Source organism: Streptomyces sp. YIM S03343 (assembly GCF_054729195.1).
This window is the reverse complement of record NZ_JBPUKX010000001.1, coordinates 4,149,193-4,172,661: the sequence shown is the minus strand read 5'-3', so window position 1 is coordinate 4,172,661 and position 23,469 is coordinate 4,149,193. Positions and strand designations below refer to the sequence as shown.

The following is a 23,469-nucleotide window of genomic DNA, read 5'->3' as shown; positions in this document are numbered from 1 at the left end:
CTTGCGTGGCCGAGGTGAAACCCGGCGCGACGCACGCCCCTCAGCCCCGTCTGCTCTCTGGTCCATGACTCGGACAACGTCCGAAATTTCGAACGTATCCGCAACTCGTCCGCACCCGTCCTCACCCGTCCACAACACACCCCGCAGCACCTCCCGCAGCACCTGACCGAGGAGAACGCCCATGTCTTCCAGCAGACTGCATCCCCTGTCCGGCTCACGCCGCGCGGCCCGTCCCGTCCGCCGGGTCGCGACCGCAGCGGTGTCCGCCGCCGTCGCGACCGCGCTCCTCGCCGCCTGTGGTGGCAGCGGCGGCAGCGGTTCGGGTGCCGCCGGGAACGGCCCGGTGCATATCAAGGTGTGGGCCTGGTACCCCGAGTTCAAGCAGGTCGTGGCCGAGTTCAACAAGACGCACAAGGACGTCCAGGTCGACTGGGTGCAGGCCGGCGTCGGCCAGGACGAGTACACCAAGCTCAAGACGGCGCTCAAGGCCGGGCAGGGTGCACCGGACGTCGTCATGCTGGAGTTCCAGGAGTTGCCGACCATTCAGCTCACCAAGGGCCTGCTCGACATGGGCAAGTACGGAGCAGGCGACGACAAGAGCAAGTACGTCGACTGGGCCTGGAACCAGGTCTCCGACGGCGACCACGTCTACGCCGTCCCGGTCGACGCCGGGCCCATGGCGATGCTCTACCGGGTGGACATCTTCAAGAAGTACGGCCTGAAGGTCCCGACCACCTGGGCGGAGTACAAGGAGGAGGCCGTCAAGCTGCACAAGGCCGACCCGAAGGCGTACATCACCGACTTCGGCAGCGACGAGTCGGCCGCGGGCTGGCTCCAGGGCCTGATGTGGCAGGCCGGCTCACGCCCGTACGACTACTCGGCGAGCAAGCTGCCGGGCATCGGCGTCAAGCTCAACGACACCGGCGCCAAGCAGGTGTACGACTACTGGGGCGACCTGGTGCAGAACAAGCTCGTCGACACCGCGTCGTACGCGACCACCGACTTCTACAACGGGCTCAGCAGCGGCAAGTACGCCACCTACCTCGCCGCGGGATGGGGCCCCGGGTACCTCTCCAGCGTGGCGAAGAAGACCGCGGGCAAGTGGCGCGCCGCCCCGCTGCCGCAGTGGACGGCCGGTGGTAACGCCCAGGGCGACTGGGGCGGTTCGTCCTTCTCGGTCACCAACCAGACCCAGCACCCCAAGGAGGCCACCCAGGTCGCCAGGGAGCTGTTCGGCACCTCCCAGGCCGCCTGGAAGATCGGCATCGACAAGGCCTACCTGTTCCCGACCGTCAACTCCGTCCTGAACGGTGCGTACTTCAAGGACAAGAAGTACGACTTCTTCGGCGGCCAGCAGGTCAACCAGATCTTCGTGCCCGCCGCCAACGGCATCGGGACCTTCGACTGGAGCCCGTTCCAGGACTACGCCTACAACACCCAGACCACCGAAGTGGGCAAGGCCATCCAGGGCGGGACCCCTTGGTCGTCCGTCGCCGACAACATCCAGCAGCAGGTGTCCTCCTACGCGAGCAAGCAGGGATTCAAGGTCAACAAGTAGTCCCCCTCTGCCCCCCCTCTGCCCCCCCTCTGCTCCCCTCTGCCCCTCTCTGTCCCCCTTTGTATCTCTCGGGATCCCTCCGAGTCCCTCCGAATCCCCCGGCATTCCTCCGAACCGCCCCCGCTGCCCGCGCCGATGCGCCGCACGTCCCGCCGCCGTCGGCGGGGGCCTCCAGACGCGCAAGGAGATGTGATGAGCCCGCTCAGGCAGGGATCCGCAGCGGCCGCCGCGCCCGTGCCCCCGCACACCCCGGTCCGGAGGGGCCGTGCTGCCGTGACAGCCGGCGGGAACACCGGGCCGCGTACCGGCCGGCTGTCCTCCCGCACCCGTCATCAGGCGATGGGCCTGTTCCTGGTCACCCCGTTCACCCTGCTGTTCCTCGCCTTCCTGGTGGCCCCGCTCTGCTACGCCTTCTGGCTGAGCCTGCACACCTCCACCCTGGTCGGTGGCGACCACTTCAGCTGGTTCGCCAACTATCGGCAGGCGTTCACCGACCACCAGTTCCTGTCCGGCCTGGAACGGGTGGCGCTCTTCGGCGTCGTACAGATCCCCCTCATGCTGGGGCTCGCGCTGCTCGGGGCCCTGCTCATCGACGAGGTGGGCAGCCGCCTCGCCAAGGTCTTCCGGATGACCCTGTTCATGCCGTACGCCGTTCCCGCGGTGATCGGCGCCCTGATGTGGGGATTCCTGTACAGCCCGACATTCGGCCCCGTGCAGTCGCTCAGCCGTGCGCTGGGCCTGGGCTCGGTCGACCTGCTCTCCCACAACCTGATGCTGACCTCGCTGGGCAACATCGTGACCTGGCAGTGGACCGGCTACAACATGATCGTCCTCTACGCCGCCCTGCAGGGCCTGCCCCGTGAGGTCTACGAGGCGGCGAAGCTCGACGGAGCCGGTCCGGTGCAGACGGCCCTGCGCGTCAAGGTCCCGATGATCTCCTCGGCGCTGGTGCTCACGCTGATGTTCACCATCATCGGCACGCTCCAGTTCTTCACCGAGCCGCGGGTCCTCAGGCCGATCGCCTCCTCGGTGATCACCCCGGACTACACGCCGAACCTCTACGCCTACAACCTCGCCTTCCAGTACTCCGAGTTCAACTACTCCGCCGCGATCTCGTTCGCCCTGGGCGCGGCGGTCTTCATCGGCTCCTACGTGTTCCTGTTCGCCGCACGCCGAAGGAGCGGACTGAAATGACCACCGCCGTAGCGCCCCCCGCTCCCGCCGCGCCCGCCACCCGTCACGAGCACCGCGGGCCCCGCGTCTCCAGGGGGCGCGTCACCGTCAACGTAGTGATGGTGGCGATGATCCTCTACTTCCTGATGCCGTTCTGGTGGCTGGTGGTCGCCTCCACCAAGAACAACGACGCGCTGTTCTCCACCGCCGCCCTGTGGTTCCACTCGCCGGGTTCCTTCTTCGACAACCTCCGGCAGCTGTTCACGTACAACGACGGCGAGTATCTGCGCTGGATGGGCAACACCGCCGTCTACGCGGGCGTCAGCGGCGTCGGCGCCACCGCCGTGGCCACCTTCGCCGGTTACGCGTTCGCCAAGTACCGCTTCCCCGGCCGGAATCTGCTGTTCTCCAGTCTGCTCGGCGCGATCATGGTTCCCGCGACCGCGCTGGCCATCCCCACCTATCTGCTGCTGAGCAAGGTGGCGCTGACGGACACCATGTGGGCGGTCATCCTGCCCTCGCTGCTCAACCCGTTCGGCGTCTACCTGGTGCGGGTGTACGTCCAGGACTCCCTGCCGGACGAACTGCTGGAGGCGGCCCGTGTCGACGGGGCCGGTGAGCTGCGCGTGCTGTTCAACGTCGCGCTGCCCACGCTGAAGCCCGCGCTGGTGACCGTGCTGCTGTTCTCCGTGGTCGGCACCTGGAACAACTTCTTCCTGCCGCTGGTGATGCTCAACAACGACAAGCTGTTCCCGCTCACCGTCGGTCTTCAGTCCTGGTACGCGGGCGCGATGGTGCAGAGCGGTGCCAACGCGCTGTTCACGCTGGTCGTCGTGGGCTCGCTGGTGGCGATCCTGCCTCTGATAGCGGCGTTCCTCCTCCTCCAGCGGTACTGGCGCGGCGGTCTGACCGTCGGCAGCCTCAAGTGACCCCCGCCTGTCCCGCCCACCCCTTCTCCACGGAGCGACTCATGCTGCACGCCACCCTGACCGTCGACCCCGCCTTCCGCGTCGCCGACGTCAGCCCCCGCACCTTCGGCTCGTTCGTCGAGCACATGGGCCGATGCGTCTACACCGGCATCTACGAGCCGGGCCACCCGCACGCCGACGAGGACGGTCTGCGCCGCGATGTACTGGACCTGGTCCGCGAACTGGGCGTGACCACCGTCCGCTACCCCGGTGGCAACTTCGTCTCCGGCTTCCGCTGGGAGGACAGCGTCGGCCCGGTGGCCGAGCGCCCCGCCCGCCTCGACCTCGCCTGGCACAGCACCGAGACCAATGCCTTTGGACTGCACGAGTTCCACTCCTGGGCCGTCAAGGCCGGTGTCGAGCCGATGATGGCCCTCAACCTCGGCACCCGCGGTGTCCAGGAAGCCCTGGACCTGCTGGAGTACTGCAACCATCCCAGTGGGACCGCCCGGTCCGAACAGCGGATCAAGAACGGCGCCCAGGACCCCTTCGGCATCCGGATGTGGTGCCTGGGCAACGAGCTGGACGGCCCCTGGCAGACCGGCCACAAGACCGCCGCGGAGTACGGACGCCTGGCCGCCGAGACCGCCCGGGCCATGCGCATGATCGACCCCGGCCTGGAACTGGTGGCCTGCGGCAGCTCCAGCTCCTCGATGCCGACCTTCGGCGCCTGGGAGGCCACCGTCCTGGAAGAGGCCTATGACGAGGTCGACTACATCTCCTGCCACGCGTACTACGAGGAACTCGACGGCGACCTCGGCAGCTTCCTCGCCTCGCCGGTCGACATGGACCGGTTCGTGGAGTCGGTGGTCGCCACCGCCGACCACATCCGGGCCAAGCAGCGCAGGAAGAAGCGGATCAACATCTCCTTCGACGAGTGGAACGTCTGGTACATGTCCCGCTTCCAGGCGCAGGACAAGCCCGCCGACTGGGCGGTCGCCCCGCGCGTGATCGAGGACGAGTACAGCGTCGCCGACGCCGTCGTCGTCGGCGGGCTGCTGATCAGCCTGCTGCGCAACAGCGACCGCGTCACCGCCGCCTGCCTCGCCCAGCTCGTCAATGTCATCGCCCCCATCCGCAGCGAGCCCGGCGGCCCCAGCTGGCGTCAGACCACCTTCCACCCCTTCGCCCAGGCCGCCCGCCACGCCCGCGGCACCGTCCTGCGGGTGGAACCGGTGGCGCCGGTGTACGACACCGAGAGGTTCGGGGAGGTCCCCGTCGTGGACGCCGTCGCCACCCACCTGGCCGGGGCAGAGGGCGCCGACGAGCTGACCGTCCTCGCCGTCAACCGCCACCGGTCCGAGACCGTCGAACTCGACCTCGACCTGCGGGCCTTCCCCGGCTACGCCCCGGTGGAGCACTCGGTGCTCAGCGACCCGGACCTCCGTGCCACGAACACCGAGCAGCACCCCGACCGGGTCCGCCCGCGTGCCACCGGCACCGGTGACGTCACCGACGGCCGTCTCGCCGTACACCTTCAGCCCGTCTCCTGGAACGTCATCCGGCTGCGCCCCGTGGGCTGACCTCCTCGTTCCACCGGCCGACTGCCGGATGCCGAACCCCGACCCCCGACCCCCGCCCCCTGACGCCTGACGCCTAACGCCGACTGCCGACTGCCGAATGCCGACTGCCGAATGCCGAGTGCGGGCTCAACCGTGTGTCTGCTGGGCATGCCTCGGCAGGAGGCCGACGAGGAGCAGGGTCAGGAAATCCAGGGCCGCGACGACGGCGAAGACCAGTTCCGCGGCGGCGAGGTAGGAGTGGGTGGACGGGTGGCCGACCCGGGTGAAGAACACCGTGCCCAGGGCGGCGACCCCGATGGCACCGGCGAACTGCTGGACGGCGTTGAGCATGCCCGCGCCGGTGCCGACCTCCTCCGCGGTGGCGTCGCCGAGGATGAAGTCGACCAGCGGGACGAACACCAGCCCGGAGCCGAAGCCGGTGACCAGCAGCGCGGGCGCCAGCTTCGACACGGTGATCTCGGTGCCCCAGTGGGCGACGGACCACCATAGGGCGAGCAGGCCGACGACGGCGACGGACAGCCCCAGATGCAGGCTGGCGCGCCCCAGCCTCTCGGCGAGTACGGCGCCCGCGAGCAGGACGGCGACGGCGGTGCCGAGGGCCCAGGGGATCAGCGTGAGGCCGGTGTGCAGTGGCGTCCAGCCCATGCCCAGCTGGAGCAGCAGGTTGATGACGAGGACGAACGCGCTCAGTGAGGCGTAGAACCCGGCGACGATCATCAGGCCGACGACGAAACTGCGTTTGCGCAGCAGCGTCGGTGCGATGACCGGGTGCCTGCTGTGCCGTTCGGAGACCACGAACAGGGCGAGCAGGACGACCGCCGCGGCCATCATGACGTAGGTCCAGGCGGGCCAGCCGAGTTCGCGTCCCTGGATGAGGGGGACGATGAGCAGGGCCGAGGCCGCGGTGAGCAGGCCGACGCCGGTGAGGTCGAGGCGGGCGGTCGGGTCCTCCCCGCCTCGGCGGGGCAGGACACGCCGGGCGAGTACGGCGGCGACGATGCCGAACGGGACGTTGATCAGGAAGATGGCGCGCCACTGGCTGCCGAACAGATCCAGGTGGAGCAGCCAGCCGGCGAGGATGGGCCCGCCCACCATGGTCAGACCCATCAGCGGGCCGACCGGGGTCAGTGCCTTGCGCAGGTACGGGGGCGGGAACACGACCTTCACCAGGGCCAGGCCCTGCGGGATCATGACCGATCCGCACAGGCCCTGGAGCGTGCGGGCGATGATCAGGAAGACCACGCTCGGGGCGAGTCCGCAGGCCAGTGAGGTCAGGGTGAAGCCGGTCATGCCGAGCAGGAACAGCCGTCGGCGCCCGAGCAGGTCGCCCAGCCGCCCTGAGGTGACGAGGCCGAGCGCGAAGGCCGCGGTGTAGGCGCTCAGCACCCACTGCACGGTCACCTGGGAGCCGCCGAGGTCGGCTCGGATGGACGGGCCGGCGAGGTTGGCGATGCTGGAGTCGATCAGATCCATGATGTCGGCCAGGACCACGACGACCAGGACGAGCCATGCGGTGCGCAGCGGCAGCGGTGGCGTGTCGGCGGCGGGTGCTTGAGATGTCTGCTGATGAATGGACACGAACACCGTTCTACTTACGAACACTGTTCTTGGCAACACGAACGACGTTCTTTGTGGTGTGGAACACTGTTCGTCGATCGGCTAGGCTGCGCCCATGTCACCGACTCCGCAGGAACGGCGCGCGGCACGGCACCAAGGCGGCGGTACCGGACCGGGCGCGCCCGCCGCCCGGCGCGGACCGTCCGGGGGCCGCAAGAAGCCGATCACGGTCGACGCCATCATCGACACCGCGTTCGGCATCGTGCGGAGCGAGGGCTATGAGGCCCTGACGATGCGGCGCGTGGCCACCGCGCTGGAGACGGGACCGTCGTCGCTCTACGCCCACGTGGTCAACAAGGAGGACCTGGACGAGCTGCTCATCGGCAGGCTGTGCGCCGAGATCGAGCTGCCCGACCCGGACCCCGCCCGCTGGCGGCAGCAGATCATCGACATCTGCGTCCAGTTGCGCGACCAGTATCTGCGGTACCCGGGCATCTCCCAGGCGTCGTTCGCCGCCGCACCGTCCAGCCTGGACACGCTGCGCGTCAGCGAGGGAATGCTCGCCGTCCTCCTCGCCGGGGGCATCGACCCGCAGGCCGCCGCCTGGGCGATCGACTCACTGACGCTCTACGTCAACGCGTACAGCCTGGAGATCTCGCTGGCCGACAGCCGGCTCCGCCGCAGTGACGACGGCTGGGTCGTGGGCCGCGACGAACTGCTGCGCCGTTTCGCCGCCCTGCCCGACACCTTCCCCCAGACCAAGCGCTACGCCGCCGAGCTCACCGCCGGAACCGTCCACGACCGCTTCGACTTCACCATCGGCCTGATGATCGACGGGCTTCCGGGTTCCCGGCGCGAGTCCTGAACCCGAGAGCCCGAGGCGGCTACGACGAAGCCCGGCTCAGCCGTCCGTGTGCTGGTGGGGGACGATCTTGCGGGCGCGGCGGCGGAGGGCCGGGCCCACGCGGACCAGGAGGCGGCGGTCTATGCCGCCGACCTTGCGGTCGGTGGCCGCGAGTTGCTTGCGGAGGGCGTCGAGTTCCTTGCGTACGGCGGTGAGTTCCTGGCCTGCCTTTTTCTCGACGCTGGCCAGACGCCTGGTCAGGTCCTGGTTCTTCCGGGCGAGGGTGCGGAGTCCGGCGTCGGCGCCGGTGATCTGCTCGCGCAGGCGGCCGATGCGGTAGGGCAGGTGACCGTCGTCCTCGCCGTGCCATACATGCATCGACTCGGGCAGGTCCAGGGCGGCGACGCGGGCGTCGAAGGCTGCGCCGCCGTCACCGTGCTGGTACGTGTTCTCCAGGTCGTTGTGGGCGAGGAACGACATCATGCGCTCGAAGCGTTCGCCGTGACCCTTGAGCATGGCAGAGAAGTCGGCTGATGCGAGCAGGTCCCGTGGGTCCGTGTCCGCGGGCATGCCGGTGAGCGGGCGGTGCGGGATGTCGAAGTAGCGGCACAGCTCCAGGGTGCGGGAGTCGTGGGTGAGGACGACCGCGGGCGTGCCGGCCAGGAGCGCCGCGATGTTGCCGTGGATACGGGTGCCGTAGGCGAAGTCGTAGGTGCGCAGTTCCTTGATCCATGTGGTCGGGTCGAGGGGCATGCGGACCTTGTTCTCGCGCATCAGCGGGTGCGAGTGGTCGAGCGGGAAGGGGTCGTTCCTGCCCGCTTCCGCCGTCGTGTCGCTCCACAGCAGGGTCTCGGCGTCGACCAGGTTCTGCGCGTAGTACGTGAGATGCGGGTAGGTCTCCTGGGCGTGGCGGGCGATACCCGCGATGTCACCGACCGGGATCGCATCCGGCGAGAGGTTGATCGCTATGCGGGAGCCGGCCGTGAGCGGCGCGGTGTCGCGGATGGCGGGAAAGGCGTCGCCGTACAGGAACATCGACGGACACCCGATGATCTCGGTGTCCTTGAACCCCATCGTGTTCAGATAGCGGGCGGTCAGTTCACCGCGGACGCCGATGCTGGCCGAGCGTTCCAGGACCGCCGCCGCGAAGCGCCTGACCGAGGCCTCCATCGGCTTCAGCACCTCGGTGTCGTAGTCGTCCCCGACCTGGGCGCCGACGCCGAAGACCACCACAGGGATGGTGAGCTGCTCGATGAGGGTGGAGAGCCGGTCCAGCGAGGCATGGAACTGCGGGCGGAAGGCATTGGCGAGCGGGACGACGAAGACGTCGTACTCCTCATTGATCTGAGCGGCGCGCTCCGCCGACTTGTCGGTGGTGATGCCGTTGGAGGTGACCTCCGTGCACGGCGTTAGCAGCATCTTGTGCGCCGAGTCGCTGAACAGCAGGTTCCCCGTGTTGGTGCCGATCAGGTTCTGGTGGATGAACTCCGTCGGAGTGGCGACACGGAAAGGGCTCTTGCCGGACCGGATGAGTATGCGCTTCACGTGCTTCCTCGGGTGAACCTGGGCAAAAGCCGCTACCGATGGATGCGTCGAGCCCGCTCGAACGGGTGCAGGACGCGGATGAGCGCACCTTATAGCGAGGTGAAGAAATGGTGAAGGATGGGCCAAAGGGCCCGGTGGGAGGGCTGATCGGGTCCCGCTGGGGGTGGGCGGGAGGCGTCGGAAGGTTGTCTCTTGTCCTTGTCGATCGGGGTCGACCGGGTTCGATCTTGGCGTGGAGGCAAAACTCCCCTTACCGGTCCCGGTGTTGCCGCTTTCGGGTGCCGCACGTGCCGCACGTGCCGCGGACGTCGCGGGAGACGGCGTCGGGCCTTCCGGCGGTCGTGATGTCGGTGGCGCCGATGATCGTGTGGTGTGAGTCGGCCCGATGGGTGGCGATTCTCACTCCCGGCCGGCCTCGCGACACCTCTGCGAGGCGGTCCTGCTGACTGCGGTGATCTTGTGGTGATCTTGTGGTGAGGTGATCTCTCATGGCAGACAGAGGAGACGCGAAGACAGGGGCCGGAGCCGGACCGGGGACAGGAGCCAGGGCCGGGGCCGGTGGTTCCGGTACCCCGCTCGCCCGGAAGCTCGGTGTCAGACCGGGGCACCGTGTGCGGTTGCTGCACGCCCCCGAGGGCTGGGCCGTCCCCGGGCTGCCCGACGACTGCGAGACGGGCATCGGCGGTCCGCGCGGCGCCGACATCGCCCTCGCCTTCTACGGCACCCACGCCCGCCTGTCCGCCGAGGCCCCCGCCCTCGTCCGTGACCTCGCCGACGACGCCATGCTCTGGATCGCCTGGCCGCGCAAGGCCGCCGGACATGTCAGCGATATCACCGAGAACGCCCTGCGTGAGCTGTTCCTCCCGCTCGGTGTCGTCGACGTCAAGGTTGCCGCGCTGGGTGAGGACTGGTCGGGGCTGAAATTCGTCCGCCGCAGGGAAAACCGCCGTAAAAACGGCGCAAAGTGAATCGATATCGGTGTCCAGGGCGCCCGCAAGGCAACATCTTGGTGAACGAAGGGCGCCGTGCGATCAGCGTACGGACGTACGCCCCGTCGGCCGGATGAGGTGAGGGGCGTTGGCGGAGCCGAGGATCGCGGTGGCCGTGGTGACCATGGGGAACCGGCCCGCCGAGGTGGACGCGCTGCTGGAGTCCGTGGCCAAACAGGACCTCGTCCCGGCGCGCATCGTCGTCGTCGGCAACGGCTGCCGGCTGCCGGACTTCGCCGGGCGGCTGCAACTGCCGGGTGAGGTCACCACCGTCGACGTCGAGGAGAACCTCGGCTGCCCCGGCGGACGCAATGTCGCGCTGCGGCGGCTGCGGGAGTTCGGCGAAATCGACGTCGTCGTCGACCTGGACGACGACGGGCTGCTCGTCGACGCGGATGTGCTGCGCCGGGTACGGGATCTGTACGCCGCCGATCCGCGCCTGGGCATCGTCGGCTTCCGGATCGCCGACGAGGAGGGGCACACCCAGCAGCGGCACGTCCCCCGGATCGGCAACTCCGATCCGCTGCACGGCGGTTATGTCACCGGGTTCCTCGGCGGCGGGCACGCTCTGCGGATGGCGATGCTCGATCAGACCGGCGACTGGCCCGCCGAGTTCTTCTTCGCGCACGAGGAGACCGACCTGGCCTGGCGCGCGGCCGACGCTGGCTGGAAGATCCTCTACGCGCCCGAGCTGCTCCTGAGGCACCCCCGCACCTCGCCCGCCCGGCACGCCATCTACCACCGCGTCACCGCCCGCAACCGCGTCTGGCTGGTCCGGCGCCGCCTCCCGCTGCCGCTGATCCCGGTGCACCTCGGGGTGTGGGCCCTCCTCACCCTCGTACGCACCAGATCGGCCGCCGGTCTACGCGCCTGGTGGGGCGGGTTCCTGGAAGGCATGCGCCAGCCCGCCGGGGAACGGCGCCCGATGCGCTGGCGCACCGTCTGGCGGCTCACCCGGCTGGGACGGCCGCCGGTCATCTGACGGCTCGTACCGCTTACTTGACGCCAGCCCACGTGACGCCAGCCCACGTGACGCCAGCCCACGTGACGCCGGCTCACTTGGCGTCCGCATAGCAGTCCACCACCGCCGTCGTGAACGGGAACCGCACCGGAGTCACCCCGAACGTCAGCCGCCCCGCCAGCTCCGCCGCCTCCCGGATCGCCGCCACGACGGCCCCGGCCTCCTCCTCGGGACAGTGCACGATCACTTCGTCGTGTTGGAAGAAGACCAGCTCGGCCGCCAGCGGCGCGCAGGCTCTGCGCAGCGCGGCGAGCAGCAGCAGGGCCCAGTCGGCGGCACTGCCCTGGACGACGAAGTTACGGGCGAAACGGCCGCGGGCCCGGGCGTCGGTGGAGGCGTAGCCCGGCAGCCAGCCGTGTTCGGCGCGGCGCGCGGCCGGATCGTCCCGGGCGCCGGAGCCGCCGGAGCCGCCGGAGCCGCCGGAACCGCTGGAACCGCCGGAGCGGCCGGTGCCGTCGGCGCTGTACGTGCCGTCGAAGCCGACGGGACCATGACCGTCCGAATCGACGGCGCCGTCGGGCCCTTGGGGGATGCCCGCCTCCTCCGCCGCGTCCTCGTCCGTCCCCGTCCCCGTTCCCGCCGCCGGTGGGCAGGTCCGCCCCAGCCAGGTGCGCACCAGGCGCCCCTCCTCCCCGGCCCTGGCCGCCTCGTCGACGTAGGCGACCGCGGCGGGGAAACGGCGTCTGAGCGCGGCCAGGTTCTTGAGGCCGTCGCCGGAGGTCTGGCCGTAGACCGCGCCGAGCACGGCGAGCTTGGCCTGCGCCCGGTCGCCGGAGAAGGCGTGGTCCGACACCGACTGGTACAGGTCCGTCTCCCGCCCGGCCACCTCCATCAGACCGGGGTCGCGCGAGATCGCCGCCAGGACACGCGGCTCCATCTGGTCGGCGTCGGCCACCACCAGCCGCCAGCCGGGGTCGGCGACCACGGCACGCCGGATGACCTTGGGTATCTGGAGCGCGCCCCCGCCGTTGGTGACCCAGCGTCCGGTGACCGTGCCGCCCGCGAGGAACCCAGGGCGGAACCGGCCGTCCCGCACCCAGTCCTGGAGCCAGGTCCAGCCGTGGGCGACCCAGACGCGGTACAGCTTCTTGTACTCGATCAGGGGCTTCACCGCCGGGTGGTCGACGGACTCCAGCTCCCAGCGGCGGGTGGAACGCACCTTGATCCCGGCCTGGGCGAAGGCCTTGACCACATCGGCGGGCAGATCGGGTCTGACCCGCCGCCCGAAGGCCGCGGACACCTCGTCCGCCAGCTCGGCGAGGCGTCTGGGCTCGCCGCCGCCCGCGTACCGCTCGCCGAGCAGGTCGCGCAGCACTTCGCGGTGCACCTCGGCGCTCCACGGCAGCCCGGCGCGGTTCATCTCGGCGGCCACCAGCATCCCCGCCGACTCGGCCGCGGTGAGCAGCCGCAACCGGTCGGGGTGCGCGGTCGCGTCATGACGGCGCAACTGGTCGGCGTAGACCGCGAGAAGGTCGTCGAGCGGCAGGCGGGCGGCGTCCTGCGGCTCGAAGAGCGGTGACTGCGCCCCGGGTGCGGCGGCGCGCTGCGGCGGGTCGGGCGGGACGGCGCCGCCGCGCAGTCTGGCCAGGGCGGCGGCCGCGGAATGCGGTCTGCCGTGCCGGCCCTCGTGGCCGAGGAGCAGGGTCTCGGCGTCCTCGATGTCGTAGCACCGCTCGACGCGCACCCCCGCGTCGAGCAGGCGCGGATAGATCTCGGCGGTGGAGCGCCACACCCACCGCGTCACCTCCGGCCGGTCACGGACGGCTGCGACGAGGTCCGGCTCCCGCCGCACCGGTCCGGCGGGCAGCCCGGCCGGGCCGAGGGGGGCGAGGTCCGCGCCACCGTCCTCGGCCGGTGCGAGAGCCCACCGGTCGGTCATGGCGCAAGTCTCGCAGCCACCACTGACAACGGCCCCGTGAGCCGTCGCGGCAACCGCTCCGAGCTGCGGTTTCAGGCGCCCTTCTGCGTCAGGCGTCTTCTGCTTCAGACGCCTTCTTCGGCCTCGCCCGGCGCTTCGGCCTCGCCCGGCGCTTCGGCCTCGCCCGGCGCTGCGGCCTCGCCCGGCGCTGCGGCCTCGCCCGGCGCTGCGGCCTCGCCCGGCGCTGCGGCCTCGCCCGGCGCCGCCGCCTCCTCGCGCTGCTTGACGATCAGGGCGAGCACCTGCGCCACGTACTGCTCGGTCTGCTCCTTGCCGATGCCGAGACCGCTGAGGAGGCCCTCGCCGTTCTCGTGCTCCAGCAGGGCGAGCAGGATGTGCTCGGTGCCGACGTAGTTGTGGCCGAGGCGGAGGGCCTCGCGGAAGGTCAGCTCCAGGACCTTCTTGGCCTCCGGGCCGTACGGCACCAGCTCGGGCGGGTTCTCGGCGGCGGGCGGCAGAGCGGCGGTCGCGGCGTCGCCGGCCTCCTTCAGCGTGACGCCCTGGGCGGTGATCGCCTTCGCGGCGAGGCCGTCGGGGTCGGCGAGCAGGCCGAGCACCAGGTGCGCGGGCAGGCCCTCGGTGCTGTGCGCGGTCCTCGCCCTGTCGTGCGCGGTCGCGACCGCCTGGCGGGCGCGCGGGGTGAAGCGGCTGAAGTCCTGGGCGCCGAGCTCGGACTCCTTCGGGACGAAGCGCTTCTGGGCCGCCTGCCGGGTGACGCCCATGCTCTTGCCGATGTCCGTCCAGGACGCGCCCGAGCGGCGGGCCTGGTCGACGAAGTGGCCGATCAGATGGTCGGCCACGTCACCCAGGTGGTCGGCGGCGATCACCGCGTCCTGGAGCTGGTCGAGGGGTTCGGGGTGAACCTTCTTGATCGCCGCGATCAGGTCGTCGAGGCGGATGGATGCGGTGGGAGAGGGGTTGTCTGCCATGTGTCAACCGTAGGTTGACACCCAATACCCTGTCAACCCGGGGTTGACATCTCGATGCGCCGTGTCCCCATGTCAGGATCGACGGGTGAGCACGCCGCCCAGCACCGTGGACCGCGCCTTCCGGGCCGCCCTCTACGACGACACCGACTCCGGCCTCGACACGGGTGCCTCGCTCCTCGCGGCCGACACCGGCGCGGACGCCGGACTCGAGCGGCGCGGGCGGGAGTTCGTGGCGGCCGCCTGGCGGCGCGGCTGGCAGCCCTCCGATGTCGTACGGCTCGTACGACGCGACCTGGACGACACCCACGTACGCCTCCTGGCCGCGCTGATCCATGCGCAGGCGCCGGACGACGGCCCGCGCGGGCCCCGCTGGGCGGCGCAGCTCGCGGAGCTGGCCGACGTACCCGCGCCGCCCCGCACCGACCGTTTCTCGCACGCGACCGCGGTCCTGGAGCTGTACCGCCTGCTGCTGCGGCTGCCCACCCTGGAGCCCTTGGACCAGCCGCCTCCGAGGCATCCGCACCCGCGGTCGGACTCGTCGCGGCTGCTCACCCGGATCCGCGCCCTGCTCGCCAAGGCGGAGGCGACCGGCTTCCCCGAGGAGGCGGAGGCCCTCAGCGCCAAGGCGCAGGAGCTGATGGCGCGGCACAGTATCGACGAGGCGCTGCTGGATGCGCGTGCCCCGGACAAGGACGCCCCCGGGGCCTGCCGGATCGGGGTCGAGCCGCCGTACGAGCAGTCCAAGGCGGTGCTGCTGGACGCGGTGGCCGGTGCGAACCATTGCCGCGCCGTCTGGCACGAGGCGTACTGCTTCTCCGCGGTGGTCGGGTTCGAGGCCGACCTGGAGGTGGTGGAGCTGCTCTACACCTCCCTCCTCGTGCAAGCCACGACGGCGATGACCAAGGCGGAAGCGGCCCAGCGGGCGGGTGGAAGGAAGCGGACGAAGACCTTCCGGCAGTCCTTCCTGGCCGCCTACGCTCACCGAGTCGGCGACCGTCTCACCGCCGCGGCGGCGACGGCGGCAACGGCGGCAACGGCGGCAACGGAGACCCCGCTCACCGCTGACCTGCTGCCTGTCCTGGCGAGCCGCGAGAAGGCCGTCGCGCAACGCCTGGACCAGCTGTTCCCGCAGACCACCACGACCCGCCTGCGCGGCATCACGGACGCGGCGGGCTGGACAGAGGGCACCGCGGCAGCGGACCGCGCCCAGGTGAGGGCCCGGCCGGGGCTGGAGTGACGCGGGCTCCCCAGGCTGCTGAGGATGCCCTCAACGCGGCGCCGGGGCAGCACGTGTGACCATGCGGATATGACACCCGGCCGGATCATCTTCCTCAACGGCACGTCCAGTTCAGGGAGTACGACCTGGTTCACCGTCACGGCGACTACGACCTGGAGTGCGACACCAGCACGGCGAGCCCACGCGAATGCGCCCAGCGGATCAAGGAGTTCCTCCCGTACCGCTCCGATCCCACCCCTTTCACCCGCCTGCGCCGGCATCACCTGACCGACGGCAAGCAGCCCCCGGCGCCCGACTCCATTACGCCCAACTGACGGAAGCCCAACTGGCGGAAGCGCAACCGGGTCGGCGACCCCGCTCACCGCCGTCGGCCAGTCCCCGCCGCCGTCTTCGTGCCCCGCGCGGAGGGGCCTGAGCAGCTCGGGCGAAGTCTGCTGCGGCTCGGCAGCGCCCTGAAGGGGCGCGGGGAACTGCGCGACCAGCCACGATGGTGCCGCAGGCGATAGACGACAGACGGCGCATCACGGCACTTCCAGCGGAGCGCTCAGTCGCCGGCCTGGGTGAACGCGCTCACCGTGGCGTTCGGGGTGGTGGCCGAGCTCTTTCCGGCGACCGGGCCGTAGGTCCAGGGGTAGGACTGGGTGTCGCCGCTGCCCGGCAGGGCGATCTTCATCGTCTTCGCAGCGAGGCTGCCGGCTGCGCCCGCCTCGCCGCGTACGTAGGAGATCGTGAAGGTGGCCGAGGCCCCCTTGGCGAGGGTCAGCTTCTGCGTCTTCGCGCCCTTCAGCGAGGGGACGGCGGCCGAGGCGGAGCCCGTGGTCAGCGTGACGCCCGCGAAGCCGTCCAGGGTGCACTTCGCGCTCTGGTTGGTGACGGAGACGGTGACCTCGCCCGTGTCACCGGCGGCCGGTGCGGCGCTCGCGGGGCCTACCTGGAGGCCGATCCGGTCGAACGAGCAGGCGGAGGAGTCGCTGCTGCTCTTGCCTCCGCCGCTGTCGCAGCCGGTGAGCAGCAGGGCGGCGGTGAGGGCGGTGACGGTGAGCGTGATGGCGCGCATGAACGGATCCCCTGGTCGGGTCGTGACGGTATACCGGTGCACAGGCATCATCACGCCTCGGCGGGGGTGCCTGTCGCCCGGCCCCCACCGACGGGTCACGATCGAGCCGGAATCGTTCACCGGCCGGCGGCCAGGAGGTCACGGGGCGCGTGCCACCGGCCTGTTGTCATGACCCCAGGCTCGCCGTCGGCAGCCCCGTCGGGAGCGAGCCGCCCTCGGCCTTGGTGTAGGTCTCCTTGCCGAGCGCGCCCGACCACGTCACCACCAGCGTGCTCTTGGTGAGGGAGTCGACCATGCCGGTCGCCCGCTTCTTGTCGCCGTCGGTGCAGGTGAGGTGGATCATCTGCATACCCGATTCCTCGCCCGCGGTGCCGCTGCACACCGTCCCGCCGGTCGCGAACAGCCCGGCCTTGGTGCCGGTGACCACCAGCGCCACCGCCTTGCCGCCGGTCGTGGCGAGCCAACTCCCCTGGAGACCGGACGCCTTCGACGTCGAGCCGCCGGAGCCGCCCGTACCGCCGCCGCTGCCGGAGGACGTCGCCGTCGAGGACGACGCCGTACTCGGCGTGGCCGACGAGTCGTCCCCACCGCCACCGCCACCGCACGCCGTCAGCGCGAGCACGCCCGTCACTCCCGCCGCCACGGCCGCGAGCCGTACCACCGGACGGTTCCTGGTCACCGAGGTCACTGAGACTCCCAAGCTGTAGCTGGCCGGCCGGCTGGGTCGGCCGGGGACAGCGGCAAGCTACCAGCACCCCCGCGGGTCCCTTTGAGCGGCTCTCGAACCAATATCCGGGCCACGGGAACAAGGGCGCCGCGGCGTGCGTCTGTTCCTTATGCCACGAGGAGTCCGGATCCGCCGGATCCGGGAGTTCCGGTGCGACCGATGGCGGCACGGTACGGCGGCAAGGCGAACGGGGGAGGGCCGGCAGGGGCATGCCCTGCGGGCTTCGGGGCAGGCGCGCTGGAACGGCTCGAGGGAGTCGGCCGTTTCCGGTACGGCGGCTGTCACAGCCCCCGTGCGGCGATCGCCGCCGTCCTCGGTAAAGCCCTCGGTAAAGCGCTCGTCAAAGCTGTAACCGGAGAACCACTCCACGTGCACGTGCATATGCCCGCGCATCTGCACGTGAACAGAGCTATGATCCGGGTCAGTTGACTACTGCATCCATGGCCTCACCAGCCAATGCACCACCGGGGAGCGACCTGTGGACCACGACGTGTACGACGTGTTGTACGACGTTGCCGACGCGTCCGGCGTGCCCGGGGTATCGGGCCTGCACCATTACAACGGAATGACCGCCACGGAGCTGAGCGGGGTGGCCTGGCAAAAGAGCCGGCACAGCAACTCGCAGGGTTCCTGCGTGGAGTTCGCGCGCCTTCCCGGCGGGGACGTCGCCGTGCGCAACTCCCGCTTCCCTGACGGCCCCGCGCTCGTCTACACCCGCGCCGAGATCGAGGCGATGCTGCTCGGCATCAAGGACGGCGAGTTCGACCATCTGATCGTGAGCTGATCGGTCGTCTGCTGAAACGATCCGCGCGGCCGTGTCGCGGCGTGCCACGTGCCGGTGCGGGACGTACTGGCGCTGGGCATACCAGTATCAGTCGTACCGGTGCATAACGATGCATAGTGGCGCGTAATGCCGTCTGTCGGACCGTAACGCGCGTAGAACCGCGGCACTCCAGAGTGGCGCGGTTCGTTATTCGGCGGGTGGCAGCCGGAACAGCGCCCAGACGACCTTGCCGGTGAGCGTGCCGGTCATCGGGTGCCAGCCCCAGCCGTCGCTGAAGGAGTCGACGAGGAACAGTCCGCGTCCCGACTCCGCCGCGAAGTCGTCCGAATCGCGTGCCACCGGGCTCTCCTGGCTGGGGTCGCGCACCGCGCACACCAGCCGTTCCGTCCACTGCATCAGATGCAGCCGTACGGCGGGGGACTGCTCGGGCACCCGGGGCGAGCCGCACGGCAGCGCGTGGCGCAGGGCGTTGGTGACGAGTTCCGAAACCACCAGGCAGATGTCGTCGAACCGCTCGTCCACACGCCACTGTTCCAGGGTGCTGCGCGTGAACGCCCGGGCCTCGCGTACCGCTTCGTAGCGGGCGGGCAGGGCGCACGATGCCGCACTCGACACGGCCGCAGGATCCAGCGGCGGAAGGCCCTGCCTTAACGGCTCGAGCATGGTTGATCCATTCGTCCCCATGCGAGGCACTCCCGGGAATTCGCGGTCGTTGCGATGCAGCGGTTGCGCGAGACCATGGTTTCCGAAGCGAACACCAGATGCAAGGGCAGATGCACGTGCAGGTGACCGAATTGGACCCGGACGTACCGCTTGTTGGCCATTTTTTCCGCCAACTTCCCTCGCGCTTCTTGCTCCTGCTCGCCTGGGTCTGAGGAAAACGTGTGGCCCGTTTCCGTTTCCGTAACCGGACGAGTACAGCTCGAAGTGTTTTAGTGGCAGACTGCGGCCCCTGAAGACCGTTGGGGAGGCTGGCGAACGTGAGCGCGGGAGAGCCCGGATCGGTGGTGCGGCGCATGCTGCTCGGCTCGCAACTCAGGAGACTGCGGGAAGCCCGGGGGATCACGCGCGAGGCGGCGGGCTACTCGATCCGCGCCTCGGAATCGAAGATCAGCCGGATGGAGCTGGGCCGGGTGAGCTTCAAGACCAGGGACGTGGAAGACCTCCTGACGCTTTACGGCATCACGGACGACCTGGAGCGCACCTCGCTGCTCTCCCTCGCCCGGGAGGCCAACGTGGCGGGATGGTGGCACAGTTATTCGGACGTTCTGCCGAGCTGGTTCCCCACCTACGTGGGTCTGGAGGGCGCCGCGTCACTGATCCGCGCCTACGAGGTGCAGTTCGTGCACGGCCTGCTGCAGACCGAGGCGTATGCGCAGGCCGTCGTACGGCGCGGGATGCAGGGCGCGAGCGACGCCGACATCGAACGGCGTGTCGCGCTGCGCCTGGAGCGCCAGAAGTACCTCGTGGCCGAGAACGCTCCCGAGTTCCACATCGTCCTCGACGAGGCCGCCCTGCGCCGTCCCTACGGCGACCGCGAGGTGATGCGCGGCCAGCTCCAGCACCTCATCGACATCTCCGAACGCCCCAACGTACGGCTCCAGATCATGCCGTTCAGCCTCGGCGGGCACACCGGGGAGAGCGGCGCCTTCACGATCCTCAGCTTCCCGGAGTCCGATCTGTCGGACGTCGTCTATCTGGAGCAGCTCACCAGCGCCCTCTATCTGGACAAGCGCGAGGACGTAACCCAGTACGAGAAGGCCCTCGGTGAGCTCCAGAAGGACAGCCCCGGACCGCTGGAGAGCCGTGACCTGCTGCGCGGGCTGCTCCAGCTCTCGTAGGGCTAACCCTCTATTTTCCTGTGGGTTGCTGGGGGTTGTGGAAGTGAGCAGTCAACTGTGGTGCAGCGCAAGTACGATGACGTGTGATCAGCCCACATAAATGATCAGAAGATGATCGTATGAGGTGGTCGGCTGTCCGTTGCGGCTGCGCCGACCGCGCCTGCAGCAGGGGATTGAGGGATCACATGTCGTCGTCCTATTTCACCGACCTGGCTCAGCAGTACATCGACGGTGAATGGCGCCCGGGCACCGGCTCCTGGGACATCATCGACTTCAACCCGTACGACGGCGAGAAGCTGGCCTCGATCACCATAGCCACCGTCGAAGAGGTCGACTCGGCGTACCAGGCGGCCGCCCGTGCCCAGAAGAAGTGGGCCGCGACCAACCCCTACGCCCGCCGCGCCGTGTTCGAGAGGGCTCTGCGCCTCGTCGAGGAGCGCGAGGCGGAGATCACCGAGGCGATCATCGCCGAGCTCGGCGGCACCCGGTTGAAGGCCGGGTTCGAACTGCACCTCGCCAAGGAGTTCCTGCGCGAGTCGGTCCACCTCGCGCTGCGTCCCGAGGGCAAGATCCTGCCGTCGCCGGTCGACGGCAAGGAGAACCGCCTCTACCGCGAGCCCGTCGGCGTCGTCGGAGTGATCAGCCCCTTCAACTTCCCCTTCCTGCTGTCGCTCAAGTCGGTCGCCCCGGCCCTCGCGCTCGGCAACGGCGTGGTCCTCAAGCCGCACCAGAACACCCCGATCGTCGGCGGCTCCCTGGTCGCGAAGATCTTCGAGGACGCGGGCCTGCCCGGCGGCCTGCTCAACGTTGTCATCACGGACATCGCCGAGATCGGTGACTCCTTCCTGGAGCACCCCCTTCCCAAGGTCATCTCCTTCACCGGCTCCGACAAGGTCGGCCGCCATGTGGCCACCGTCTGCGCCTCGAACTTCAAGCGCACGGTCCTCGAACTCGGCGGCAACAGCGCCATCGTGGTCCTCGACGACGCCGACATCGACTACGCGGTCGACGCCGCCGTCTTCAGCCGCTACGTCCACCAGGGCCAGGTCTGCATGGCCGCCAACCGTGTCCTGGTCGATCGCTCCATCGCCGACGAGTTCACCGAGAAGTTCGTCAACAAGGTCAAGACGCTCAAGGCCGGCGACCCGCGCGACCCGCAGACGATCATCGGTCCGGTGATCAACTCCCAGCAGGCCGACGCCCTCTCGGGTGTCGTCGAGCAGGCCATCGCCGAGGGCGCCACCGCCCTGGTGCACGGCACGACCACCGAGAACCTGGTCGAGCCGTCGGTCCTCACCGGCGTACCCGCCGACTCGGCCCTCCTCCACCAGGAGGTCTTCGGCCCGGTCGCCTTCCTCATCCCCTTCGACGGCGAGGAGGAGGCGGTACGCATCGTCAACGACACCCCGTACGGGCTGAGCGGCGCCGTCCACACCGGTGACGTCGAGCGCGGCGTGGCCTTCGCCCGCCAGATCGACACCGGGATGTTCCACGTCAACGACGGCACCGTCCACGACGAGCCCCTCGTGCCCTTCGGCGGCGAGAAGAGCTCCGGCGTGGGCCGCCTCAACGGCGAGACCACCCTGGAGGCCTTCACCACCCTGAAGTGGGTCTCCGTCCAGCACGGCCGCAGCGGCTTCCCGTTCTAGCCGAACTTCCTGCTCTGATCCCGTGGGGCCGAGCCAGCTCAGATGCTGGCTCGGCCCCATGCCACGAGCGCCGCGCCCAGCTCCGGACCGAAGGTGAGCTCTGCCATGGCGGGCGTACGGGCCCGCCGCTGCAGCGTCCGCAACACATCGCCGAACGGTTCCCGACGAAGCACCGAGACCGTCTCAGCCGCGCCTTCCCCGTCACCCCGGAGCACCTTTGCGTGCCAGACCGGCAACATGTCCTTGCACAGACAGAACATCCGCGCCCGGCCGAGCCGCAGGTCCTCACGGTTGAGGTCGAACACCTCGATTGAGTGGCACCCTTTGGTCGTGAGTGCCCGGTACTCTCCCGAGGCCGGAAGCAGCTTGAGGTGTTCGGCAGGATCGTCGGCGGTCGGGTCGATCAGCAGGCTGTCACCGGTCACCTCATCGCACGGGAAGGGCTTCCGTTTGGCGTTGCTGTTGCAGAACGAGCAGGCGAGCAGGTGGTTGAACCAGTCGAAGGTACGCAGGGGCGCCAGCGCCTTGGGCTCGAAGTGATCGATGTCGGTGGCGAGGTTGTCCAGGCAATACATGCACCGCTTGACGCCTGGCGTCATGGGTTCGAGCAGGGAACGGATCTCCTCCTTGGCGGCACGCGCCTTGCCCCACTGGTCTGCGGCCGCCTCGCTGGTAGCGCCCTGTTCCTTGATCTTGAGTGTCCGGCTGTCGCACAGCCGGGTAAGCCTCGGCGTCGGGCCGGGTCTGCGTAATGGGATCATTCGTGCCCTCTCAGCCTCGCCGCCACTTCGTCCATGCGGGTCGAGAGGGAACTGGTGAGAAGATCGCTTAACTCGCGGTATTCGCGTAATTCGGCCTCGCTGGCCTCATCGTCGAAGACCTTCTGTTCCAGTCGTACGAGCTGTGCGCGGCGCTCCTCGGCACGGCTGGAGTACGGCGTCTCCAGGCCGAACAGCTCCGAAAGCACTGCGTCCTCGCCGCTGCCGTAGACGATGCGGTGGTAGAGCGGCTCGTCGACGACCTGGGGAGCCCGGTCCTCCTCCGGGCCGGGCAGACGGATCAGGCCGCCCGGGTCGGCCGCCTGGCAGATGTACGGGCTGTGGCTGGTGACGATGAACTGGATCCGCGGGAAATGGGTCCGCAGCCAGTCCCCGATCCTCCGTTGCCAGGTGACGTGGAGGTGCGCGTCCACCTCGTCGATGATGACCACTCCGGGCATCCTGACGACGGGACGCCCCTTGTCGTCCGTGGCGAAGTCGAGGGTGCCGTAGGTGAGCTGCAACTGCCGGGCGATGTCCAGGACCAAGGAGGCGACGGTACGGAACCCGTCACTCATCTCACGGAGCGGATAGGCACGTTCGGGATGCCTGGCGGGGGCGATCCACAGCCCGTCGGCGGTGACCTTCTGTGCGCGGTAGCCGTCGGGGAGGAGACCGTCGGAGAGCAGCGCCTTGACGACCTCCAGCAGGTCCGAGGCGGCCTGCTGCCCTTCGAGGCCGCGCAGCCGCAGTTCCTGGAGCCAGCTCACTCCTTCGGCCAGGGAGGCGTCCTCGTGGAAGAGGGAAGCCATCCGGCCCATCGGGCCGGGGGCGAGCATCATCCGCAGGGCGGTGCTCGCGCCGCCGCTGAGACGACGGAAGGGGCCGTATGCGGCGCAGAACCAGCCTTCGGGATTGTCTGCCCAGGGGCCGCGTGCGGCGCCCTCCCAGCTGTATTCCTCGCGCTGCGGGGTGAGCCTGGGTTGCGAGGAAGAACCGTAGGTGTACGGACCAGGATCGTCCTCGGAGCGGGTCCAGAGCAGTCCGAGGACTTCCTCGTCTCCGGGCGCCTGGCCGCTACCGGTGAGGCGGTCCACGGCGGGGTCACGGCGGACGACGGCCTGCGTTGTCGCCGTTGTCCAGCCTGTGGTGATCCACGTGCTGAAGTCCTGCATGAGGCTACGGGCGACCTGAGGGCCGGCGAGGGTGAGCGCAAGGGCCCGTAGCAGGGTGGATTTGCCGGAGCCGTTGCGCCCGGCGATCACGGTCCAACTGCCTCCGTCCGTCGCGGGCAGGGCGAGATCCTCGACGACACGGTTCTCTGCGAAGCCCCGGACCTGCCAGAGGCTGATCTCGGATACGTACACGCGACCTTCCCGGGACTGGGGCCG

General features: G+C 69.6%; 20 protein-coding genes and 1 pseudogene. 12 read left to right on the top strand and 9 right to left on the bottom strand.

The genetic code is table 11. The features are described from left to right. The first annotated feature begins 181 nt into the window (after positions 1-181). The 4 genes from ACSYGN_RS17870 (at position 182) to arfA (ending at position 5,222) form a co-directional block, all read left to right on the top strand. Complete coding sequence (locus ACSYGN_RS17870; RefSeq protein WP_460396777.1) at positions 182-1,558, top strand: ABC transporter substrate-binding protein; 1,377 nt, start codon at positions 182-184, stop codon at positions 1,556-1,558. Positions 1,559-1,750: 192 nt separating this feature from the next. Beyond that, positions 1,751-2,752, top strand: coding sequence for a carbohydrate ABC transporter permease (locus tag ACSYGN_RS17865; protein WP_460396775.1), 1,002 nt, complete (start codon positions 1,751-1,753; stop codon positions 2,750-2,752). Next, complete coding sequence (locus ACSYGN_RS17860) at positions 2,749-3,660, top strand: carbohydrate ABC transporter permease (protein WP_460396773.1); 912 nt, start codon at positions 2,749-2,751, stop codon at positions 3,658-3,660. Before ACSYGN_RS17865 ends, ACSYGN_RS17860 begins: the two co-directional genes overlap by 4 nt. 41 nt (positions 3,661-3,701) lie before the next feature. After that, on the top strand, positions 3,702-5,222 hold the full coding sequence (arfA, locus tag ACSYGN_RS17855; RefSeq protein ID WP_460396771.1) for an arabinosylfuranosidase ArfA: 1,521 nt from the start codon (positions 3,702-3,704) through the stop codon (positions 5,220-5,222). Between the two features lie 126 nt (positions 5,223-5,348). Here arfA and ACSYGN_RS17850 read toward each other — a convergent pair whose 3' ends face one another. Next, positions 5,349-6,800, bottom strand: a complete 1,452-nt coding sequence (locus ACSYGN_RS17850) for a DHA2 family efflux MFS transporter permease subunit (RefSeq protein WP_460396769.1) — start codon at positions 6,798-6,800, stop codon at positions 5,349-5,351. 94 nt (positions 6,801-6,894) lie between these two features. Here ACSYGN_RS17850 and ACSYGN_RS17845 point away from each other — a divergent pair, with 94 nt between their 5' ends. Continuing rightward, positions 6,895-7,644: a TetR/AcrR family transcriptional regulator gene (locus ACSYGN_RS17845; protein WP_460396767.1), complete on the top strand. Its 750-nt coding sequence runs from the start codon at positions 6,895-6,897 to the stop codon at positions 7,642-7,644. Between the two features lie 36 nt (positions 7,645-7,680). Here the strand turns inward: ACSYGN_RS17845 and ACSYGN_RS17840 are convergent, their stop codons facing one another. Beyond that, positions 7,681-9,168, bottom strand: a complete 1,488-nt coding sequence (locus tag ACSYGN_RS17840) for a polysaccharide pyruvyl transferase family protein (protein WP_460396765.1) — start codon at positions 9,166-9,168, stop codon at positions 7,681-7,683. Positions 9,169-9,656: 488 nt separating this feature from the next. On the opposite strand from ACSYGN_RS17840, the gene ACSYGN_RS17835 reads away from it, so the two are divergent. Together ACSYGN_RS17835 and ACSYGN_RS17830 are read left to right on the top strand one after the other, a co-directional pair. Beyond that, positions 9,657-10,136, top strand: coding sequence for a DUF3052 domain-containing protein (locus ACSYGN_RS17835; RefSeq protein WP_460396763.1), 480 nt, complete (start codon positions 9,657-9,659; stop codon positions 10,134-10,136). Positions 10,137-10,245: 109 nt separating this feature from the next. Further along, positions 10,246-11,139 (top strand): glycosyltransferase family 2 protein, encoded by an 894-nt coding sequence (locus tag ACSYGN_RS17830; RefSeq protein WP_460396761.1) that lies wholly within the window; start codon positions 10,246-10,248, stop codon positions 11,137-11,139. Positions 11,140-11,212: 73 nt separating this feature from the next. On the opposite strand, the gene ACSYGN_RS17825 is transcribed toward ACSYGN_RS17830, so the two are convergent. Together ACSYGN_RS17825 and ACSYGN_RS17820 are read right to left on the bottom strand one after the other, a co-directional pair. Then, entirely contained in the window at positions 11,213-13,057 is a 1,845-nt protein-coding gene (locus tag ACSYGN_RS17825) for a bifunctional 3'-5' exonuclease/DNA polymerase (protein WP_460396759.1), read from the bottom strand. A 104-nt stretch (positions 13,058-13,161) separates the two neighbouring features. Beyond that, entirely contained in the window at positions 13,162-14,025 is an 864-nt protein-coding gene (locus ACSYGN_RS17820; RefSeq protein WP_460396757.1) for a Clp protease N-terminal domain-containing protein, read from the bottom strand. Between the two features lie 85 nt (positions 14,026-14,110). On the opposite strand from ACSYGN_RS17820, the gene ACSYGN_RS17815 reads away from it, so the two are divergent. Together ACSYGN_RS17815 and ACSYGN_RS17810 are read left to right on the top strand one after the other, a co-directional pair. Continuing rightward, positions 14,111-15,262, top strand: coding sequence for a DUF2786 domain-containing protein (locus ACSYGN_RS17815; RefSeq protein WP_460396755.1), 1,152 nt, complete (start codon positions 14,111-14,113; stop codon positions 15,260-15,262). Between the two features lie 116 nt (positions 15,263-15,378). After that, positions 15,379-15,576, top strand: a pseudogene (locus tag ACSYGN_RS17810) (phosphotransferase-like protein); the annotation flags it as partial. 230 nt (positions 15,577-15,806) lie between these two features. On the opposite strand, the gene ACSYGN_RS17805 reads toward ACSYGN_RS17810, so the two are convergent. Further along, a complete protein-coding gene (locus ACSYGN_RS17805; RefSeq protein ID WP_460396753.1) occupies positions 15,807-16,319 on the bottom strand; it encodes a DUF4232 domain-containing protein in 513 nt (170 codons plus the stop codon). Positions 16,320-16,485: 166 nt separating this feature from the next. Further along, positions 16,486-17,007 carry a hypothetical protein gene (locus ACSYGN_RS17800; RefSeq protein WP_460396751.1) on the bottom strand — a complete coding sequence of 174 codons (522 nt, stop codon included), beginning with the start codon at positions 17,005-17,007 and terminating at the stop codon, positions 16,486-16,488. Positions 17,008-17,524: 517 nt separating this feature from the next. Here ACSYGN_RS17800 and ACSYGN_RS17795 point away from each other — a divergent pair. Continuing rightward, positions 17,525-17,830 (top strand): DUF397 domain-containing protein, encoded by a 306-nt coding sequence (locus ACSYGN_RS17795; protein ID WP_460396749.1) that lies wholly within the window; start codon positions 17,525-17,527, stop codon positions 17,828-17,830. A gap of 186 nt (positions 17,831-18,016) precedes the next feature. Here ACSYGN_RS17795 and ACSYGN_RS17790 read toward each other — a convergent pair whose 3' ends face one another. Further along, a complete protein-coding gene (locus tag ACSYGN_RS17790; RefSeq protein ID WP_460396747.1) occupies positions 18,017-18,514 on the bottom strand; it encodes an ATP-binding protein in 498 nt (165 codons plus the stop codon). A gap of 332 nt (positions 18,515-18,846) precedes the next feature. Here ACSYGN_RS17790 and ACSYGN_RS17785 point away from each other — a divergent pair, with 332 nt between their 5' ends. Further along, positions 18,847-19,671, top strand: a complete 825-nt coding sequence (locus ACSYGN_RS17785) for a helix-turn-helix domain-containing protein (RefSeq protein WP_460403537.1) — start codon at positions 18,847-18,849, stop codon at positions 19,669-19,671. A gap of 185 nt (positions 19,672-19,856) precedes the next feature. Then, on the top strand, positions 19,857-21,320 hold the full coding sequence (locus ACSYGN_RS17780; RefSeq protein WP_460396745.1) for an aldehyde dehydrogenase family protein: 1,464 nt from the start codon (positions 19,857-19,859) through the stop codon (positions 21,318-21,320). Positions 21,321-21,358: 38 nt separating this feature from the next. On the opposite strand, the gene ACSYGN_RS17775 is transcribed toward ACSYGN_RS17780, so the two are convergent. Both ACSYGN_RS17775 and ACSYGN_RS17770 read right to left on the bottom strand, forming a co-directional pair. Next, positions 21,359-22,081, bottom strand: coding sequence for an HNH endonuclease family protein (locus tag ACSYGN_RS17775; protein ID WP_460396743.1), 723 nt, complete (start codon positions 22,079-22,081; stop codon positions 21,359-21,361). Beyond that, on the bottom strand, positions 22,078-23,445 hold the full coding sequence (locus tag ACSYGN_RS17770; RefSeq protein ID WP_460396741.1) for an AAA family ATPase: 1,368 nt from the start codon (positions 23,443-23,445) through the stop codon (positions 22,078-22,080). Before ACSYGN_RS17770 ends, ACSYGN_RS17775 begins: the two co-directional genes overlap by 4 nt. Positions 23,446-23,469 lie beyond the last annotated feature (24 nt).

Coding starts and splice junctions, on each gene's coding strand:
- ACSYGN_RS17870 (WP_460396777.1), top strand. CDS start 182: ATGTCTTCCAGCAGACTGCATCCCCTGTCCGGCTCACGCCGCGCGGCC.
- ACSYGN_RS17865 (WP_460396775.1), top strand. CDS start 1,751: ATGAGCCCGCTCAGGCAGGGATCCGCAGCGGCCGCCGCGCCCGTGCCC.
- ACSYGN_RS17860 (WP_460396773.1), top strand. CDS start 2,749: ATGACCACCGCCGTAGCGCCCCCCGCTCCCGCCGCGCCCGCCACCCGT.
- arfA (WP_460396771.1), top strand. CDS start 3,702: ATGCTGCACGCCACCCTGACCGTCGACCCCGCCTTCCGCGTCGCCGAC.
- ACSYGN_RS17845 (WP_460396767.1), top strand. CDS start 6,895: ATGTCACCGACTCCGCAGGAACGGCGCGCGGCACGGCACCAAGGCGGC.
- ACSYGN_RS17835 (WP_460396763.1), top strand. CDS start 9,657: ATGGCAGACAGAGGAGACGCGAAGACAGGGGCCGGAGCCGGACCGGGG.
- ACSYGN_RS17825 (WP_460396759.1), bottom strand. CDS start 13,057: ATGACCGACCGGTGGGCTCTCGCACCGGCCGAGGACGGTGGCGCGGAC.
- ACSYGN_RS17820 (WP_460396757.1), bottom strand. CDS start 14,025: ATGGCAGACAACCCCTCTCCCACCGCATCCATCCGCCTCGACGACCTG.
- ACSYGN_RS17805 (WP_460396753.1), bottom strand. CDS start 16,319: ATGCGCGCCATCACGCTCACCGTCACCGCCCTCACCGCCGCCCTGCTG.
- ACSYGN_RS17790 (WP_460396747.1), bottom strand. CDS start 18,514: ATGGGGACGAATGGATCAACCATGCTCGAGCCGTTAAGGCAGGGCCTT.
- ACSYGN_RS17785 (WP_460403537.1), top strand. CDS start 18,847: ATGCTGCTCGGCTCGCAACTCAGGAGACTGCGGGAAGCCCGGGGGATC.
- ACSYGN_RS17780 (WP_460396745.1), top strand. CDS start 19,857: ATGTCGTCGTCCTATTTCACCGACCTGGCTCAGCAGTACATCGACGGT.
- ACSYGN_RS17775 (WP_460396743.1), bottom strand. CDS start 22,081: ATGATCCCATTACGCAGACCCGGCCCGACGCCGAGGCTTACCCGGCTG.